Source organism: Halomonas sp. H10-9-1 (genome assembly GCF_040147005.1).
Classification (GTDB): Bacteria; Pseudomonadota; Gammaproteobacteria; order Pseudomonadales; family Halomonadaceae; genus Halomonas.
Window position 1 is genome coordinate 3,089,113 of record NZ_JAMSHO010000001.1, and the last position, 16,228, is coordinate 3,105,340.

Sequence of the window (16,228 nt, forward strand, 5' to 3'; positions counted from 1 at the left end):
CAAGACGCCACCGTCGCGGCTCCCTTTCTCTGCCCCCCACAAGGCCCGGGCATCGACCCGGGCATCGACCCGGGCATCGACCCGGGCATCGACCCGGGCCCTTCGTGTGAGAGCCGACCCGCCCGGACTCAGCCCAGGGCGGCGCGCAGCTTCTCGGCGGCCGCCGCCAGGTCGGCCGGCTCGGCCATGGGCAAGTTCTCCACCTGGATATCACTCATCGCGTCCAGCGGCATCAGGTGGACATGCACATGGGGCACCTCCAGGCCAACGATCAGCATGCCCACTCGCTGGCAGGGGAACGCCTTCTTGATCGCCTTGGCCAGGCGCCGCGACACCGTCATCAGGTGCTGGTATAGCGGCTCCGGCAGGTCATCCCAATGGTCAACCTCCTCGCGGGGGATCACCAGCACGTGGCCGGGCTTCATCGGCTGGATGGTCATGATGACCACGCACTGGTCATCCTCGTACACGAAATGTCCCGGAATCTCGCCCTGCATGATGCGGGTAAAGATGCTGGCCATGTTGCCCTCCTGTAGCGGGTAAGTAGTGACTAACGTCGACTGCAGCGACGGCGGCGATCCAGTATGCTGGTCAAGGCAGTACCGCATGACCAAGGAGCAGAATACACGATCGATCATTCAATCCAAGCCAGCACGGAGGTTCACATGAAGGTCTATAAACCTGAGTGGCGGTGCACGTTTAGCGTAAACGAAGGCGCGGATGACACTGCCGGCTGGAAGCAGCGGATCGCCTGGCAACTCCGCGACTTCGCCGACCGGCTGGAAGGTGGCGGCAGGACCCTGAAGATCGACTGCGATGTGGTCCCGGCGGTCAGCCGGGAAGACGTGGATACCTGCCTCGGCAAGGGCTTCGCCGTGACCCAGGGGCTGCTTACGCAGCTCGCCCACCAGGCGGCCTGTGAGGACGTGATGCGCGATGCCAAGGCAGAGCTGTTCGAGGAGCAGAGCGCCTCGCGACACTGAGGCCTCCCGCTCCTATCCCACACCCCGGGCTCGCGCTCGGGGTGTTTTCATTCCAGGCCTTCCTCGCCAGCGCCGACGACCTGCTGGCCCGCGGCCTGGGCTAGCCGAGCCTTCCCGACAGGCTGCTAGCCCTCCAGCCGCGAGCGCCAGTCCTCGATCCGCTGTGTTTCCAGACGACGCTCCAGCCGCCGTCGCCAGGAATCCACGATCGGCAACGCCAATAGCGCTCGGGTCTCGTCGGGATCAACATCACGCGCGTAAAGCACCTGCGCGATACGTATCAGGGACCACTCCCGCCACGGCCGTTCGACCAGCTCGATGGCATCTCCTGCCTGCAGCTCGCCCGGTTGCAGGACCCGGTAGTACCAGCCGGTACGCCGACTCTCCTGCACGCGCCGCGCCATATCGGGCACGCCGAACCGCACATTGAGCTTCCAGCAGGGCTGGCGACTCTGGCTGACCTCCAGCAGCGTGCCGCCGATGCGCAATCGATCCCCCAGACACAGGTCGGCTTCGACGACACCCTCGCTATGCAGGTTTTCGCCGAAGGCCCCGGGATGTCGCAACACCTCGCGCTCGCCTATCTCATGCCGCCAGCGTGCATAGTGCTCACGTGGATAGTGATGCACGGCCTTCTCCGGGCCGCCATGCACCCGCCGGTCGCCCTGCTCATCCCCGAACAACCCTTCCCGTTCGACCCGTACCGGGCCGCGCTGTGGTTGCTTGTCGATGCCGCTGTTGGCGCCAGGCTTGCCGAACGGAACGGCACGCCCGGCAAGCACCGCCAGCACACGCCCCAGATGAGTCGTCATCTCTTACGCTCCTTGTCCCCTTCCCAACATCCAGACAGCTAGGCTTCCGGTGCGATTATGAGGAACAACAACTCTCGGCGCCATGATGCGTATCTGTGCCGAGCATGCCATCCTTGGCGCACCATTCTGCCGCCGGAAGCTTCCATGTCACTCGCCATCAGCCTGATCTCCCCCTCTTCGGTCACCGACGATGCCGCCGTGGCACGCGGCATCCAGGGGCTGGAGTCGCTGGGGGTCAGGCTGCACTGCCCTGAACCGCTGCAGCGCCCCCGCCGCTACCTGGCCGGATCCCGCGAGTGGCGCCTGGCCCAGCTGCATGCCGCCTATGACGACCCCGAGACCCACGCGGTCTGGGCGATCCGCGGCGGCTACGGCGCCGCACAACTGCTCGACGGCATCGACTGGGCGCGGCTGGCCGCCAATCCCAAGCCGCTGGTGGGCTATTCCGACGTCACCGTGCTGCTCGATCACTGGCATCGCCACGGCCTGCCGGCCATCCACGGCCCGGTGGTCAAGGCCGCCAGCGGCCTGCTCGACGCCGGTGACGACAGCAAAGAACGCGGGATACTCCGCCGCCAGCTCAGCGAGACCCTGGCGCTGTTGCGGGGCCCGACAGCGCTCGACTACCCCCTCAGCGCCTGGGGAGAAGCCCCCGCGACGCTCGCGGGCCCCTTGGTCGGTGGCAACCTCACCACCCTGGCCAGCCTGGTGGGCACCCCCGCCGCCCTACACGCCCCGCCTGGGGCCCTGGTGATCCTCGAGGACGTGGGCGAACCCTGGTACCGCCTGGAGCGTGCCCTGTGGCAACTGGTGCAGGGCGGCGCCCTGGAGCGGGCCGCCGCAGTGTGCCTGGGCACCTTCGAGGGCTGCCCACCATGGGGCGACGAACGGCTCGAGGCGATCGTCGCCGAGACCCTGGCGCCGCTGGGCCTGCCGCTCTATCACGGACTGCCTATCGGCCACGGGCTGCACAACCGCCCCTGGCGCTATGGTGCCATCGGGCATATCAATCAGGGCCGACTCACCGTCGAGTCCTGACTCCAGAGCCCGCCGAAGACCGGCCCGGTGTCCCGCTGGAGAGTCCTTGCATAAGTTTGTCGCGATCTAGCGCCCATCGTCGCCCATCTTCGAGATCGCTTGCGTGGCTGCCGGTGAGTGGTTACTATTTGTGCAACGCAGCGGGGGAGCCCCCCCCATCCTCATTGCATCGTGCAAGCACACATCGCCATAGCGAGAACCATGAGGTACCACCAATGGGAGCCCGAACTCGCCCGTTCCTGACCTGCTGTCTGGCAGGCCTCCTGACCCTCGGCACTGTCGCCAGCGTCCATGCCCATGACACCAGCGCCGAGGCTCAGGAGGGATACGCCTCCTTCTATCACGACAAGTTCCAAGGCCGCACCACCGCCAGCGGCGAGCCCTTCGACCAGAACCAGCTCACTGCCGCCCACCGCAACCTGCCCTTCGGCACCGAGGTCATGGTGACGCGCCCGGACACCGGCCAGGAAGTGAGGGTCGTGATCAATGACCGCGGCCCCTTCGTGAAGGGGCGCATCATCGACCTCTCCAAGCGTGCCGCCAGGAAGCTGGGGCTGCTCCAGCGCGGTGTGGCCCCGGTGATGGTCACCCAGATCAACTGAGCCCCACCGCGGCGGGTGGCACCATCGCGCCGCTCGCCAGCTGGACCGCAATGACGGCCATCATCACCCCGATGGCCCCATCGATGGCCCGCCACGCCACCGGCTTCTCCAGCCACGGCGCCAGTGCCGCCCCACCCCATGCCAGCAGGCTGAACCACAGGATCGATGCCGACCCCGCTCCGGCCAGGAACCCGGCGGCACTGCTTTGCTGTGCCCCCACCGCCGGAATCAGCAGCAGGGTATCCAGGTAGACCTGGGGGTTGAGCAGGGTCACCGCCAGGGTCGCCAGGATCACCCGGCGGCGCCCCGGTGCCGCTACCGCCTCGCCCCCCAGCCCCTGGCGCCCGGTGGCTGCCCGCCACAACGCCTGGACCGCCAGCCAGGAGAGAAACACCACCCCGGCCCAGCGCATCGCCTCCATGGCCTGGGGCACGCTCAGCAGCAAGGCCGAGACTCCAAGCATGCCCACGCTGAACAGCAGCAGGTCGCTGGTCATGCACACCCCGGCCGACCACCAGTGATGCCGGCGGCGGATCGCGACCCCCAGCACATAGGCATTCTGGGCGCCGATCGCCATGATGATCCCCCCGCACACCACCAGCCCGGTCAGATAGCTCTCCAGCATTGGCCCTGCTCCGTCGCATTATCGATGGCGGCCAGCGTAGCCGATGCCAACCATACACAGAAATCATCCTGTTAATGCAGCATCAGTTTTGCTTATGGTGATGTTATAAGATCAGGGCCCAGAAAGGAGACTTGGCGATGCTGGACTACAAGCTGCTGGAGGCACTGACGGCGGTAGTGGAGTGCGGCGGCTTCGAGCGCGCCGGTGAGGCGCTGGGGTTGTCACAGTCGGCAGTCTCCCAGCGCATCCGTTCGCTGGAGGTGCGCCTGGGCCAGCCGGTGCTGGTGCGCACCCCGGCCCTGGCGCCCACGCCGGTGGGCCGGCGACTGCTCAACCACGCCCGGCGCGTGCAGCTGCTGGAGCGCGACCTGCGCCAGGCGCTGCCAACACTTACCAGCGAGGCCCCGCGACTGCGCATCGCGGTGAACGCCGACAGCCTGGCCACCTGGTGGGCCCAGGCCATCGGCCCGCTGTGCCAGGAAGAGGGCGTGGTGCTCGACCTGGTGGTGGAGGACCAGGACGTCGGCCTGCGCCGACTGCGCGACGGCGACGTGGCCGCCTGCCTGTGTGCCAGCCCCCAGCCCGTTGCCGGCGCCCGTGCCCTGCCGTTAGGCCGCATGAGCTACCTGCCGCTGGCCACGCCCGGCTATCGCCAGCGCCACTTTCCGGAAGGCCCCACGGCGGAGGCCTTCCGACGCGCCCCGGCCATCGTCTTCGGCCCCCACGACCAGCTCCAGCACCGCTTCCTGGCCAGCTGCGGCTACCACGGCCCCTTCCCCTACCACCTCTGCCCCGCCTCCGAGGGCTTCGTCAGGCTGGCCCTGGCCGGCATGGGCTATGGCATGATCCCGCGGATGCAGGTGGAGGAGCCGCTTCAGCGTGGCAAGCTGGTCAGCATCGCTCCGGGCCAGGCGCTGGAGGTGCCGCTCTATTGGCACAGCTGGCGCCATAGCGGGAAGCTGATCGAGAGGCTGAGTGACGCGCTGGCCACGGTCAGCCTCGTCTGAAGCGGGTGCCCGAGGCTACTGCTCGGGGTCGAGCTTGTCCTGGGTCTGCGTCTCGAAGTCGCCGGCGGCATGGCGCTCGTGGAGCTGCATCTCCGGCTCGCCGAAGGTGCGATTGACCATGCGGCCGCGCCGCACCGCCGGGCGCGCATCGACCTCCCTGGCCCAGCGCAGCACGTGTGGGTACTCCTCCACCTGCAGGAACTCCCCGGCATCGTACAGCCGACCTAGCACCAGCTGGCCATACCAGGGCCAGTTGGCGATATCGGCGATGGTATAGGTATCGCCGGCCAGGTAGCGGTTCTCGGCCAGGCGACGATCCAGCACGTCGAGCTGACGCTTGGTCTCCATGGCGTAGCGGTCGATGGGGTACTCGAGCTTCTCCGGCGCATAGGCGTAGAAATGGCCGAAGCCGCCACCCAGGAAGGGGGCGCTGCCCATCTGCCAGAACAGCCAGTTGAGGGTCTCGGTGCGGGTCACGTGAGCGGCCGGCAGGAGCTCGCCGAACCTCTCCGCCAGGTAGAGCAGGATGGCGCCGGACTCGAACACCCGGGTGGGTGGAGTGGTGGAGTGATCCATCAGCGCCGGGATCTTGGAGTTGGGGTTCACCTCGACGAAGCCGCTGCCGAACTGGTCACCGTCGCCGATGCGGATCAGCCAGGCATCGTACTCGGCATCCTTGTGGCCCAGCGCCAGCAGTTCCTCGAACATCGCCGTGACCTTGACCCCGTTGGGCGTACCCATCGAGTAGAGCTGGAAAGGGTGCTCACCCACCGGGAGGGGCTTCTCGTGGGTGGCCCCGGCCACCGGACGGTTGATGCTGGCGAAGGCACCCCCGCTCGGCTGTTCCCACTTCCACACTTTCGGCGGCACGTACTGGTTCTGATCGCTCATGCTGACTCCTTGGTGGCGAAGCCGCCCCGGCTATCGGCGGCGGCGTGTGAGGCTCCGACAAACGATAGCGGGTTAAGGTTTCGGATTCGAGCCAGCGATGGTGCTCGTGACGTCAACGATCTGCGTTGTTCACGCATATGCGTGGCGGCAACCGCCTACAGCGGATGTAAGAAAAAGCGGACAAACGGCCCCGGGGGCTTAGCTACGGTGAAAAAACCACCTCATCAACTTCACATCGAGCAAGGAGATATCTCCAGGAGGGCCCTATGCGCCTCGCGCCACCTCCCTCTTGCCTCCCGAGCCATCACGCCGGCCTGACGCTGATCGAGCTGCTGGTCGCCGTGGCCGTACTGTCGATCATTGCCACCATCGGGATTCCCAATTATCAACGACTCAGCGCGCGCAACGAGGTGGCCATGGAGGTCATGCGGATACAGAGAGCGCTGGCGCTGACCCGCAATACGGCCATCACCCGCCGCTCCACCGTTGCCGTATGCGCCAGCCAGGGGCCCAGCTACAGCTCCTGCAACTTCGAGGACTGGAGCGGTGACTGGGTAATCGTCGATGGCTATATCGAGGGAGGTAGCCTGGCGGGAGAGATAATACTGAAGGTGCTGGAAGGCAGCCCGAAGGTGTCCATCGGCTTTAGTCGCCGCGACCGCCCGGTGCGCTACAAGGCGCTGGGCCGCGCCGGCGGGCATAACGGCACCTTTCGGCTATGCGGGCGCGGGGAGGCCGGCGCGACGGTGATCGTCAATAATGCCGGGAGGGTGAGGATCGAGAGTGACGCGCTATCATGCTGAGTCTGACCTTGTCCGATGCCCTTGCTTATAGTGGAATCCACACCGATGGCCCACTTCCACCACCAGGCACACACCCGTCGCCTTCAATATCAAAGTTCGAGGCACCATTAAAACGTGCCGCTCCCCTTACCACCACAGACCCACAAAAATTAGAGCTCCCATTAACACCCAGACTTCCTCCGGCCCACACACCACCCGTTACTGTGTTACTTCCAAAACCCTTGAAATTCATTGAGCCACCCGAAATCAGGTAGGCATCGACATCGCCCTGCACATTGATGCGCTCATTCCCTGGTGTCCAGTTGCCAATATTCCCACTGGCCACCACGAACATTCCTGATAAGCGATCATCCAGGTCGCCGACAAAGTCACCATCACAAAAAACGATACTCGCCCCCCCCTTGGAAAAGCTTGCATCGCAGCTAATGACAATACGGGAATCCCCTTGATCAGCCCGCTCTTTTACCCAGCCTATGATGGCCTGAGGATCCGGCACGGCATTCGACCAGTCAGGAAGGTTAGACTGTGGGGCCGGCCCGAGAACTTCACTATTCCCGTTCCTCTCCAGCGCCCCGCCAACCAGCAAGGCATTTTCATTAAGGGCTGCAAGATCGTCTTCACCGATGATTGGACCACCATCATTGTCAACAAAAAATTCGCTTAGATCGGGTGGCCATGATCCACCGCCACCACTACTATTAAAAATAATAAACCGCTCAGCAACCAGGATATCACTACTATTCACAACCCGCCCCCAGGAAATATAGAGCGAGCCTCTAACATCATCATCACACTCGACTACCTTTGCCTCCAGACCGTAACCCAAGCCTTCGTCTGGAACATCAACATCAACCCAGCCCCACCCAAGCCTATCCCCCTCAGTAATCCCGGGGTCCGCCACGGTGTCGCATGCTTCACCGGATGAGCCAAAAGGGTTAGAACCACCTTCTAACTCGGCAACGCCAGAAGCGGCACCATATTCCGCCGCCATCTGCGCCTCGGTGGCCGCCTTGTAATTCCCCGCCAGCCGCTCATCGATCTGGGAAGACTGCATGCTGGAGAGACCCACCATCAGGGAGATGGACAGGAGGGAAAGCACAACGATCAGTGCGGCGCCTTTTTGTCTAGTTTTTTTATTCAATCACACCCCCCTTTATAGCCCTTACTATTATAGCAATTAGGCCCATACATCTCTTCCCCGCTCAAATAATAACCAGGGCGATCTGGATCTGGCGTCGTAGTAGGGTCAGGGTCATTATCAGGATCGCCGTTTCCGCCGTTTCCGCCGTTATCATCTCCACCATCAAACACATCCTGAACAACCTTACTGTGATTGATCGCATAGAAACTAAAGCTATCCGGCTCGCCCTCCCCATCGGTAGGCTTCAGATTAAAGGTTACCCTTACGCCATAGTCCTTTTCTTCCTCTAGGCCTGCCTCACTCTCCTCCTTTACTACAAGCGGACCAGAAAACCCACCGACCAACTCTTCTTGCCACTGCTCATCCCCAGAGCAGACCAACTTTAGGTTAAGATAGTAATCATCCAGCTCACCCTTCTCCACCCAATACGTCTTGATGGGCACCTCTCCAACCTTACACTCACCTCTACTATTTGGAAGTGTTATTTTCAGTGCATCATTTCCATCTTTTTCCGTGATCTCAAAACCATCAGCCCTGCGCATATCCCTGACGAGGCTTTCCACGGCAAAGTTCAGCGCCGCCTGCTTTTCACCAAGGGTCTCCACCCGCTCACGGGTAGTGAAGACGGTCAGGAAAAGCTGACCGGCGCCAAGAATGATGACCAGACCGATCAGCATGGCCACCATCAGCTCGATCAGCGAGAAACCGCCTTGCCGTTTAACCGTCATTTCTGGGGCAGCCTGATTCGGTAGGTGAATTCGGGATTATCTCCCTCGCCCGAGAAGCGGGTCTCGTTCCAGGAGATGGTAATCGTGAACTCACAGTTAGAGTTTTCCTCGACACCGCTGGCGTCGGCAAAGCCGGGAAGATACTTCGCCCACTCCTGCTCCCAATCGGTGTCGTTGGCCAGACTGCTTGTTTCGCTATCGCTACCCCAGATAGGGCAGTCGCTATCTAGCGCCATCTGTGCCCAGAGCCGCTCCTGGGCATCCTGGGCGGCCAGGGTGGCGATGGAGCGCTGGTAGGCGGCATGCGCCCCCTGCAGCGACTTGAGCTGCATGGCGGCCACGCCCAGCAGGCCGATGGAGAGCACCAGCAGGGCGATCAACGCCTCGATCAGGGTAAAGCCCTGTTCCCCACCTCGCTTCACTCGCCAGCCTCCTCTGCTTCTTCAGGCTCAGGCTTGCCCACACGCCCTGCCGGTGTCACCTCCAGCGTCTCGGCGCGCTCGATAACGTGAGAGGTGAGTGTCAGTTGGCACGGGGCTTCCGTACACCCGGTCCGCTTACCCAGGTCGTCGAAGGTGACACTGATGTCGGTCACCGCGGTAGTGGCATCGCGGCCGGTACGTTCTCTCACCACCTGGTCACCTACCATGACTCGATATCGCCAAGGGCCGACAGCTCCCGCCTCGGTCGACACCTCGCCCTCCTCCGCCGGCTGTGTCGTGGCGAACTCTACATCCTCTCGGCGCTTGATCGCCTCGCTGCGCGCCAGATGCAGGCCCGCCAGCAGCTCGTTGTAGTCGGCTACCACACGCTGGTCGTGCATGGTATGCCGGAAGCTGGGCACCGCCACAGTTGCCATGATGATGATCACCGCCAGGGTGACCAGCAACTCGATCAGGGTAAAGCCACGCGCTCGTCGCATATTACGGCCAGCAGCCTTCCGGGCCACGGGTGCCGTCGCTGCTTAGCCAGATTCCGTCGTTACCATCACAGCCATCTTCTCTCTCCGTGGTGGCAACAACGGTATAGCTCCGACCGTTATTTTCGAGAGCATCCTCCGGGGGGGGCTCTGGTGTCTCAATGCGATAACTTCCCTCCGGGGAGGGTGAGGTGATATCGCAATCGGAATAGCTATAGGTGCGGGTATAGCAACGCTCCAGCTCGCCCGCGGCGATATTCAGGCCGGCATGGGCGTCGGCGCGCAAGGAGCGTTCCACATAGGCGGTATACTGCGGGTAGGCGATCGCGGCCAGGATGCCGATGATGGCCACCGCGATCAGCACCTCGATCAGGGTAAAGCCGGCGCTGCGCCGGGCGTTCGGCGGATTCATGCGACGCTCCCCTCCTGGGTGGTGTGGCATCCGCCAGCAGTATGTAGCAGGGCGCAGGCATTTGGTAGGGGGCTGGACGGGGAGTCGCCGGCGGCCGTTTGCCGCGGGGCGGCTCAGGCAGCGGCATGCCGGCCTCGCGCGGGAGGCCGGCAGGGGCAGGCGCTAGTCGCTGACGATCACCCGCTCGCGCAGTTCGCGCGGCATGGAGAAGGTGATGGTCTCCTCGCGCCCGGCGAGCTCCTCGGGGGCACTGGCGCCGAGGCTCTTGAGCCGTTCGATCACGCCCTGCACCAGCACCTCGGGGGCACTGGCACCGGCGGTGACGCCGATGGCATTGACGCCCTCGAGCCAGGCGGGCTCGATCTGCTCGGCGCTGTCGATCAGGTAGGCAGGAGTACCGACGCGCTCGGAGAGCTCGCGCAGGCGGTTGGAGTTGGAGCTGTTGGGGCTGCCCACCACCAGCACCAGGTCGCTGCTGGCAGCCAGCTCGCGCACGGCGTCCTGGCGGTTCTGGGTGGCGTAGCAGATGTCGTCCTTGCGCGGGCCCTCGATCTGCGGAAACTTGGCGCGCAGGGCGTCGATCACCCGGGCGGTGTCATCCATGGAGAGGGTGGTCTGGGTGACGAAGGCGAGCCGGCTCGGGTCGGTTACCTCGAGGTTGGCCACGTCCTCCTCGTCCTCCACCAGGTAGATGGCGCCGCCGTGGGAGGTGTCGTAGCGCCCCATGGTGCCCTCCACCTCGGGGTGCCCCGCGTGGCCGATCAGGATGCACTCCTGGCCACGTTTGGCGTAGCGCAGCACCTCCATGTGCACCTTGGTGACCAGCGGGCAGGTGGCGTCGAACACCTTGAGGCCGCGGCGCTCCGCCTCCTGCTGCACGGCGCGGGAGACGCCGTGGGCGGAGAAGATCACGATGACGTCGTCGGGGACCTCGTGGAGCTCCTCGACGAAGATGGCGCCACGCTCGCGCAGGCTATCCACCACGAAGCGGTTGTGGACCACCTCGTGGCGCACGTAGATCGGCGGGCCGAACACGTCCAGAGCGCCGTTGACGATCTCGATGGCGCGGTCGACGCCGGCACAGAAGCCGCGGGGGTTGGCCAGCCGGATCTGCACGGAATTAGCTTGCATAGGATTGCCTTGCCTTGATGTGTCGGGTATCACGCAAAAATGTCGTCCAGGCTGTCAGCCGTCAGCACCCGCTCGGCCCAGACCTCGAGCTCCTCCGTTCCAGCTTGGCTAACCTTTGACTCGATTGACGCAGGCAACTCATCGAACTTCAGCACCAGCAGCTTCAACAGCATCTGGGCCCGGCCGCTGACCTCGCCCTGCTGCATACCGCGCTGCATACCACGCTTTTCTGCGATGCGCTCGAATGATGTGACATACGACATCTTTACCTCCTCCTCGAAGCGGGCCATCTGGGCCCCAAGCTTCTCTTCCAGCTCCGGCGGCAGTGCCAGCATCCAGTCTATCAGCCTGAGCAGCTCCAGTACTTCCGAGCGACTGTAGCCACGCCGGTAGAGGCGTTTCATCAGGCTGAACTTGGACACCAGTCGGGCGTTGTCATCGCCTTTGGTGCGATGAGCTTCCAACTGCGTCAACACTACGACCGCGAAAGGGTTGCTGCTGTTCTCGAGCGATGATTGATCCTGCTGCCAGCGCTGGAGGTCCACCACCGGAAAAGTGAAGCTGAGTCGCGTCTGCCACAACATCTGCTCATGGTGCCCCACGGCTCGATGGCTGCCCTTGTCCGTCAGGATAGCCACGCTGGTGATGCGGCGCTGCGGGTACTTGTCCTGCAGTCGATAGTAGTAGCGAAACATCCGGGCATTGAAGTGACGGTCTGCCTTGCCCTGGACTTCCACATGGACCAGCACCCAGGTTTCGCTGCCGTCCAGGGTAAACACCTTGACCAGCTTGTCGGTGTGGCGGCGCCCCGTCTCGCTGTCACGCACCACCTGCTGCAGTTCCTTGTCGAGGAATTCGTGGGGGCGCTGCCAGTCGATATCCCGATGCATCTCCGGTAACAGCAGCTCGAGAAACTGCGGAAAATAGTGCTCGAGCGCTTCCTTCCAGGGGGAGTCGAAATCGCTGTTGCCGCGGGCAGTTGTCCCCATCAAGGTCACCTCAATGCGTGGTGGCGGGCTTCACGTCCAGCACTTCCACCTCGAAGGTCAGGGTACGCCCGGCCAGCGGGTGATTGAAGTCCACGTCCACCTGATTGCCCTCGATGGCACTGATCACGCCAGGCAACTCGCCGCCACTGGGGTCGGCGAAGGACATCACGGTGCCGATCTCCAGCGGCTCCTCGCCGAAGTCATCGCGCTTGAGACGCTGGATGTTCTGCGGGTTGTGCTGGCCGAAGGCGTGCTCCGGGGTGATCTCGAAGGTGGCGCTCTCGCCGGCACTCATGCCCTTCATGGGATGCTCGAAGCCGGGCGGCAGGTTGCCGTCGCCCACCTGGAAGGTGGCCGGAGCCTTGTCACGGGTGGAATCCACCACGGTGCCGTCTTCCAGCTTGAGGGTGAAGTGCAGGGTGACTTCCATACCCTCGTCGATGCGGTGTTGGGGGCTATTCTGGTCGGTCATGGGTCTTGGGACTCGGTAAACAGGATTTCGGTTCGGTGGCGAGGCTTGGACAACTCCGCCGGGGCGCCTTCGGCGCCAGTCGCGCAGCGGAGCTGCCCTCCTACAGAAACTCGTCGTTGTTCTGGGTGCCTCGCCGGGGCGCCTTCGGCGCCATTCGCGCAGCGGAGCTGCCCTCTTACAGAAACTCGTCGTTGCTCTGGGTGCCTCGCCGGGGCGCCTTCGGCACCAGTCGCGCAGCGGAGCCGGCCTCCTACCATTCAGCCGTCAGCCACGCTGCCGGGCGCGGCGCTTCTCGCCGAACAGCGACTCCCAGATCAGGCCAATGGCGCCGAGGGTGATGCCGATGTCCGCCACGTTGAAGGCGGGGTAGTACCAGCCCGCCACGTGGAAGGAGAGGAAGTCGACCACGTAGCCGTGCACCAGGCGGTCGTAGAGGTTGCCCAGGGCGCCGCCGATGATCATGGCGAGCGAGGCCGCCAGCAGTGTCTCGTCGCGCTTCAGGCGACGCATCCAGACCGTCAGGCCGATGCTCGCGCCCACCGCGATGGCGGCAAAGAACCAGCGCTGCCAGCCGGGATGCCCGGCCAGGAAGCTGAAGGCCGCCCCGGTGTTGTGCAACAGCGTCAGGTTGAAGAACGGCAGCACCTCCACCGGCCGGGCGTACTCGAGCTGCCCGCTGGCCAGGTACTTGGTGCCGAGATCCAGCACGATCACCGCTACGGCCAGCCACAGCCAGCGCAGCGGCTGGCGCATGGGCACCGTGTGATCCTGACTCGCCTGCCGTTCGCTCATGGGCGTCTCGCCTTGCTGTGACATCGAACGTCTCCTGAGGGGATTCTAGGCAAACCGGCGCGTCTCGCCGGGGCCTTCCGGCAGGTTGCTGATGCAGCGGCTGCAGAGGTCCGGATGCTCGGCGTGGGTACCCACCTCCTCGCGATGGTGCCAGCAGCGCTCGCACTTGCCGTTGGCACTCTCGGCCACGGCCACCTTCAGGCCCTCGAGGTCGCTGGCCTCGGCCGCCTCGCTTGCCTCGGCGAGCGGCTTGAGCGTCACCTCGCTGGTGAGCATCACGAAGCGCAGCTCGTCGCCCAGCTTGGCGAGGGTGGCGTGCAGTTCGTCGTCGACGTAGAGGGTGACCTCGGCGGCCAGGCTGCCCTTGATGGTCTTGGCGTTGCGGGCGTCCTCCAGGCACTTGTTGACCGCCTGCTTGACCTCGAGCACCCGCTCCCAGAAGTCGCGGCCCATGGCGGCGTCGCCCTCCAGGGTGGCGAGGCCGGTGTAGTACTCCTCCAACAGCACGCTGTCGCCGCGGCTGCCCGGGATGTTCTCGAAGATCTCCTCGGCGGTGAAGCTGAGGATCGGCGCCACCCAGCGCGCGAGTGCCTCGACCACGTGGTAGAGCGCGGTCTGGGCGCTGCGCCGCGCCACGGAATCGGCCTGGGTGGTGTACTGGCGATCCTTGATCACGTCCAGGTAGAAGCCGCCGAGCTCCCGGGCACAGAAACCGTGCACCTGCTGGTAGACGTCGAGGAAGCGATACTCCTCATAGGCCTTCTGGATGCGCGCCTGCAGCTGGGCGGCGCGGTCCACCACCCACTGGTCCAGGGCCAGCATCTCGGCGAAGGGCAGCGCGTCGCGCTCGGGTGCGAAGCCGTTGAGGTTGGCCAGCAGGAAGCGCGAGGTGTTGCGGATGCGCCGGTAGACATCGGCGGTGCGCTTGAGGATCTCGTCGGAGACCGCCATCTCGCCGGAGTAGTCGGTGGAGGCGACCCACAGGCGCAGGATGTCGGCGCCGAGCTTATCCATCACCGCCTGGGGGGCGACCACGTTGCCGAGCGACTTGGACTGCTTGCGGCCCTTCTCATCCACGGTGAAGCCGTGGGTCAGCAGCTGCCGGTAGGGCGCGTGGCCGTCGATGGCAGCGCCGGTGAGCAGCGAGGAGTGGAACCAGCCGCGGTGCTGGTCGGAACCCTCCAGGTAGAGGTCGGCGATCGGCCCCTCGGCGTGGCCGTGGGGGTGCGAGCCGCGCAGCACATGGCGATGGGTGGTGCCGGAGTCGAACCAGACGTCCAGGGTATCGGTGACCTTGTCGTAGTCGGCGGCCTCCTCGCCCAGCAGCTCGGCGGGGTCGAGGCGGAACCAGGCATCGATGCCCTCGGCCTCGACGCGGCTTGCGGCCTGTTCCATCAGCTCGACGGTGCGCGGGTGCAGCTCGCCGGTGGCCTTGTGCAGGAAGAACGGGATCGGCACGCCCCAGTTGCGCTGGCGCGAGATGCACCAGTCCGGGCGGTTGGCGATCATGCTGTGCAGGCGCGCCTTGCCCCAGGCCGGGGTGAAAGCGGTGGACTCGATGCCCTCCAGCGCCTTCTCGCGCAGGGTGCGGCCGTCCTTGCCGGCCACGTCCATGCCCACGAACCACTGGGCGGTGGCGCGGTAGATCACCGGCGTCTTGTGGCGCCAGCAGTGCATGTAGCTATGGGTGATGGTCTGATGGGCCATCAGCGCACCCACTTCGTCGAGCTTGGCGACGATCTGCAGGTTGGCCTTCCAGATCATCTGGCCACCGAAGAACGGCAGGTCGTCGACGTAGACGCCATTGCCCTGCACCGGGCTCTCGATCTCATCGAAGGACATGCCGTGGGCGCGGCAGGTGACGAAGTCGTCGACGCCGTAGGCCGGGGCCGAGTGGACGATGCCGGTGCTGCCCACCTCGGACTCCACGTAGTCGGCCAGGTACACCGGCGACAGGCGGTCGTAGAAGGGGTGGCGAAAGTCGACGCCGTCCAGTCGCTCACCGGTGACGGTGGCGATGATATCGCCCTCGAGCCCGAAGCGATCCAGACACGACGCGACCAGCTCCTCGGCCAGCACCAGCAGCCGCTCGCCGGTATCCACCAGGGCGTAGGTAAACTCGGGATGGACGTTCAGCGCCTGGTTGGCGGGGATGGTCCAGGGGGTGGTGGTCCAGATCACGATGGCGGCGGCCTTGGGCAGCGCCTCGAGGCCGAAGGCAGCGGCGAGGCGCTCGGCGTCATCGACAGGGAAGGCCACATCGATGGCGTCGGACTTCTTGTCCTGATACTCCACCTCGGCCTCGGCCAGGGCCGAGCCGCAGTCGAAGCACCAGTTGACGGGCTTCAGGCCCTTGAAGACGTAGCCCGCCTCGACCATGTCGGCAAGCGCGCGGATCTCGCCGGCCTCGTTGGCGAAGTCCATGGAGCGGTAGGGGTTGTCCCAGTCGCCGATCACGCCCAGGCGGATGAAGCCCGCACGCTGATCCTCGATCTGCTCGGCGGCATACTCGCGGCACAGCGCCCGGGCCCGCTCGGGCTCGAGGTGCTTGCCGTGGGTGGTCTCGACCTTGTGCTCGATGGGCAGGCCGTGGCAGTCCCAGCCGGGCACGTAGGGAGCATCGAAGCCGGCCAGGTTCTTCGACTTGACGATGATGTCCTTGAGGATCTTGTTGAGCGCGTGTCCCAGGTGAATGCTGCCATTGGCGTAGGGAGGGCCATCGTGCAGCACGAACAACTCCCTGCCCTGGCGCTCCGCGCGCAGGCGGTGATAGAGGTCCAGCTGCTGCCACTGCGCCAGCCGGGCAGGCTCGCGCTTGGGCAGCATGCCGCGCATGGGGAAGTCGGTTTCTGGCAGGTTCAGAGTGGGCTTGTAGTCGCTCAT

Annotated in this window: 19 protein-coding genes; 5 read left to right on the forward strand and 14 right to left on the reverse strand. The window is 64.7% G+C overall.

All coding sequences use genetic code 11. The features are described 5' to 3' along the window. Positions 1-128 precede the first annotated feature (128 nt). Positions 129-521 carry an HIT family protein gene (locus NFH66_RS14190; protein ID WP_349610852.1) on the reverse strand — a complete coding sequence of 131 codons (393 nt, stop codon included), beginning with the start codon at positions 519-521 and terminating at the stop codon, positions 129-131. 144 nt (positions 522-665) lie between these two features. Here NFH66_RS14190 and NFH66_RS14195 point away from each other — a divergent pair, with 144 nt between their 5' ends. Further along, positions 666-983 (forward strand): hypothetical protein, encoded by a 318-nt coding sequence (locus NFH66_RS14195; protein ID WP_349610853.1) that lies wholly within the window; start codon positions 666-668, stop codon positions 981-983. 125 nt (positions 984-1,108) lie between these two features. Here the strand turns inward: NFH66_RS14195 and NFH66_RS14200 are convergent, their stop codons facing one another. After that, positions 1,109-1,795 carry an MOSC domain-containing protein gene (locus NFH66_RS14200; protein ID WP_349610854.1) on the reverse strand — a complete coding sequence of 229 codons (687 nt, stop codon included), beginning with the start codon at positions 1,793-1,795 and terminating at the stop codon, positions 1,109-1,111. Positions 1,796-1,939: 144 nt separating this feature from the next. Between NFH66_RS14200 and NFH66_RS14205 the strand changes: the two genes are divergently transcribed. Both NFH66_RS14205 and NFH66_RS14210 read left to right on the forward strand, forming a co-directional pair. Next, on the forward strand, positions 1,940-2,833 hold the full coding sequence (locus NFH66_RS14205; protein ID WP_349610855.1) for a S66 peptidase family protein: 894 nt from the start codon (positions 1,940-1,942) through the stop codon (positions 2,831-2,833). 215 nt (positions 2,834-3,048) lie between these two features. Further along, a complete protein-coding gene (locus NFH66_RS14210; protein WP_349610856.1) occupies positions 3,049-3,435 on the forward strand; it encodes a septal ring lytic transglycosylase RlpA family protein in 387 nt (128 codons plus the stop codon). Here the strand turns inward: NFH66_RS14210 and NFH66_RS14215 are convergent. Beyond that, positions 3,428-4,060 carry a LysE/ArgO family amino acid transporter gene (locus tag NFH66_RS14215; RefSeq protein ID WP_349610857.1) on the reverse strand — a complete coding sequence of 211 codons (633 nt, stop codon included), beginning with the start codon at positions 4,058-4,060 and terminating at the stop codon, positions 3,428-3,430. The genes NFH66_RS14210 and NFH66_RS14215 overlap by 8 nt on opposite strands. Positions 4,061-4,197: 137 nt before the next feature. Between NFH66_RS14215 and NFH66_RS14220 the strand changes: the two genes are divergently transcribed. After that, positions 4,198-5,067: a LysR family transcriptional regulator ArgP gene (locus tag NFH66_RS14220; RefSeq protein WP_349610858.1), complete on the forward strand. Its 870-nt coding sequence runs from the start codon at positions 4,198-4,200 to the stop codon at positions 5,065-5,067. 15 nt (positions 5,068-5,082) lie between these two features. On the opposite strand, the gene yghU is transcribed toward NFH66_RS14220, so the two are convergent. After that, positions 5,083-5,958 (reverse strand): glutathione-dependent disulfide-bond oxidoreductase, encoded by an 876-nt coding sequence (gene yghU / locus NFH66_RS14225; RefSeq protein WP_349610859.1) that lies wholly within the window; start codon positions 5,956-5,958, stop codon positions 5,083-5,085. Between the two features lie 266 nt (positions 5,959-6,224). Between yghU and NFH66_RS14230 the strand changes: the two genes are divergently transcribed. Next, positions 6,225-6,761 (forward strand): GspH/FimT family pseudopilin, encoded by a 537-nt coding sequence (locus NFH66_RS14230; protein ID WP_349610860.1) that lies wholly within the window; start codon positions 6,225-6,227, stop codon positions 6,759-6,761. A 25-nt stretch (positions 6,762-6,786) separates the two neighbouring features. Here the strand turns inward: NFH66_RS14230 and NFH66_RS14235 are convergent, their stop codons facing one another. The 10 genes from NFH66_RS14235 to ileS all read right to left on the reverse strand — a co-directional run bounded on the left by NFH66_RS14235 (position 6,787) and on the right by ileS (position 16,228). Next, complete coding sequence (locus NFH66_RS14235) at positions 6,787-7,902, reverse strand: pilus assembly PilX family protein (protein ID WP_349610861.1); 1,116 nt, start codon at positions 7,900-7,902, stop codon at positions 6,787-6,789. Next, positions 7,899-8,630: a PilW family protein gene (locus tag NFH66_RS14240; RefSeq protein WP_349610862.1), complete on the reverse strand. Its 732-nt coding sequence runs from the start codon at positions 8,628-8,630 to the stop codon at positions 7,899-7,901. Before NFH66_RS14240 ends, NFH66_RS14235 begins: the two co-directional genes overlap by 4 nt. Beyond that, a complete protein-coding gene (pilV, locus tag NFH66_RS14245) occupies positions 8,627-9,052 on the reverse strand; it encodes a type IV pilus modification protein PilV (protein ID WP_349610863.1) in 426 nt (141 codons plus the stop codon). Before pilV ends, NFH66_RS14240 begins: the two co-directional genes overlap by 4 nt. Continuing rightward, positions 9,049-9,552 carry a GspH/FimT family pseudopilin gene (locus NFH66_RS14250; protein ID WP_349610864.1) on the reverse strand — a complete coding sequence of 168 codons (504 nt, stop codon included), beginning with the start codon at positions 9,550-9,552 and terminating at the stop codon, positions 9,049-9,051. Before NFH66_RS14250 ends, pilV begins: the two co-directional genes overlap by 4 nt. Before the next feature lies 1 nt (position 9,553). Further along, a complete protein-coding gene (locus NFH66_RS14255; protein WP_349610865.1) occupies positions 9,554-9,961 on the reverse strand; it encodes a type IV pilin protein in 408 nt (135 codons plus the stop codon). Between the two features lie 162 nt (positions 9,962-10,123). Then, positions 10,124-11,092 (reverse strand): 4-hydroxy-3-methylbut-2-enyl diphosphate reductase, encoded by a 969-nt coding sequence (gene ispH, locus NFH66_RS14260; protein WP_349610866.1) that lies wholly within the window; start codon positions 11,090-11,092, stop codon positions 10,124-10,126. Between the two features lie 29 nt (positions 11,093-11,121). Beyond that, a complete protein-coding gene (locus tag NFH66_RS14265; protein ID WP_349610867.1) occupies positions 11,122-12,081 on the reverse strand; it encodes an RpnC/YadD family protein in 960 nt (319 codons plus the stop codon). A 10-nt stretch (positions 12,082-12,091) separates the two neighbouring features. Further along, positions 12,092-12,553 carry an FKBP-type peptidyl-prolyl cis-trans isomerase gene (gene fkpB / locus NFH66_RS14270; protein WP_349610868.1) on the reverse strand — a complete coding sequence of 154 codons (462 nt, stop codon included), beginning with the start codon at positions 12,551-12,553 and terminating at the stop codon, positions 12,092-12,094. Between the two features lie 264 nt (positions 12,554-12,817). After that, positions 12,818-13,306, reverse strand: coding sequence for a signal peptidase II (lspA, locus tag NFH66_RS14275; RefSeq protein WP_349611744.1), 489 nt, complete (start codon positions 13,304-13,306; stop codon positions 12,818-12,820). An 84-nt stretch (positions 13,307-13,390) separates the two neighbouring features. Next, positions 13,391-16,228 carry an isoleucine--tRNA ligase gene (gene ileS, locus NFH66_RS14280; protein ID WP_349610869.1) on the reverse strand — a complete coding sequence of 946 codons (2,838 nt, stop codon included), beginning with the start codon at positions 16,226-16,228 and terminating at the stop codon, positions 13,391-13,393.

Excerpts from the sequence above, each read along its gene's own strand:
- NFH66_RS14190 (WP_349610852.1), bottom strand. The coding sequence starts at position 521 with ATGGCCAGCATCTTTACCCGCATCATGCAGGGCGAGATTCCGGGACAT.
- NFH66_RS14195 (WP_349610853.1), top strand. The coding sequence starts at position 666 with ATGAAGGTCTATAAACCTGAGTGGCGGTGCACGTTTAGCGTAAACGAA.
- NFH66_RS14200 (WP_349610854.1), bottom strand. The coding sequence starts at position 1,795 with ATGACGACTCATCTGGGGCGTGTGCTGGCGGTGCTTGCCGGGCGTGCC.
- NFH66_RS14205 (WP_349610855.1), top strand. The coding sequence starts at position 1,940 with ATGTCACTCGCCATCAGCCTGATCTCCCCCTCTTCGGTCACCGACGAT.
- NFH66_RS14210 (WP_349610856.1), top strand. The coding sequence starts at position 3,049 with ATGGGAGCCCGAACTCGCCCGTTCCTGACCTGCTGTCTGGCAGGCCTC.
- NFH66_RS14215 (WP_349610857.1), bottom strand. The coding sequence starts at position 4,060 with ATGCTGGAGAGCTATCTGACCGGGCTGGTGGTGTGCGGGGGGATCATC.
- NFH66_RS14220 (WP_349610858.1), top strand. The coding sequence starts at position 4,198 with ATGCTGGACTACAAGCTGCTGGAGGCACTGACGGCGGTAGTGGAGTGC.
- yghU (WP_349610859.1), bottom strand. The coding sequence starts at position 5,958 with ATGAGCGATCAGAACCAGTACGTGCCGCCGAAAGTGTGGAAGTGGGAA.
- NFH66_RS14230 (WP_349610860.1), top strand. The coding sequence starts at position 6,225 with ATGCGCCTCGCGCCACCTCCCTCTTGCCTCCCGAGCCATCACGCCGGC.
- NFH66_RS14240 (WP_349610862.1), bottom strand. The coding sequence starts at position 8,630 with ATGACGGTTAAACGGCAAGGCGGTTTCTCGCTGATCGAGCTGATGGTG.
- NFH66_RS14250 (WP_349610864.1), bottom strand. The coding sequence starts at position 9,552 with ATGCGACGAGCGCGTGGCTTTACCCTGATCGAGTTGCTGGTCACCCTG.
- NFH66_RS14255 (WP_349610865.1), bottom strand. The coding sequence starts at position 9,961 with ATGAATCCGCCGAACGCCCGGCGCAGCGCCGGCTTTACCCTGATCGAG.
- ispH (WP_349610866.1), bottom strand. The coding sequence starts at position 11,092 with ATGCAAGCTAATTCCGTGCAGATCCGGCTGGCCAACCCCCGCGGCTTC.
- NFH66_RS14265 (WP_349610867.1), bottom strand. The coding sequence starts at position 12,081 with ATGGGGACAACTGCCCGCGGCAACAGCGATTTCGACTCCCCCTGGAAG.
- fkpB (WP_349610868.1), bottom strand. The coding sequence starts at position 12,553 with ATGACCGACCAGAATAGCCCCCAACACCGCATCGACGAGGGTATGGAA.
- lspA (WP_349611744.1), bottom strand. The coding sequence starts at position 13,306 with ATGCGCCAGCCGCTGCGCTGGCTGTGGCTGGCCGTAGCGGTGATCGTG.
- ileS (WP_349610869.1), bottom strand. The coding sequence starts at position 16,228 with ATGAGCGACTACAAGCCCACTCTGAACCTGCCAGAAACCGACTTCCCC.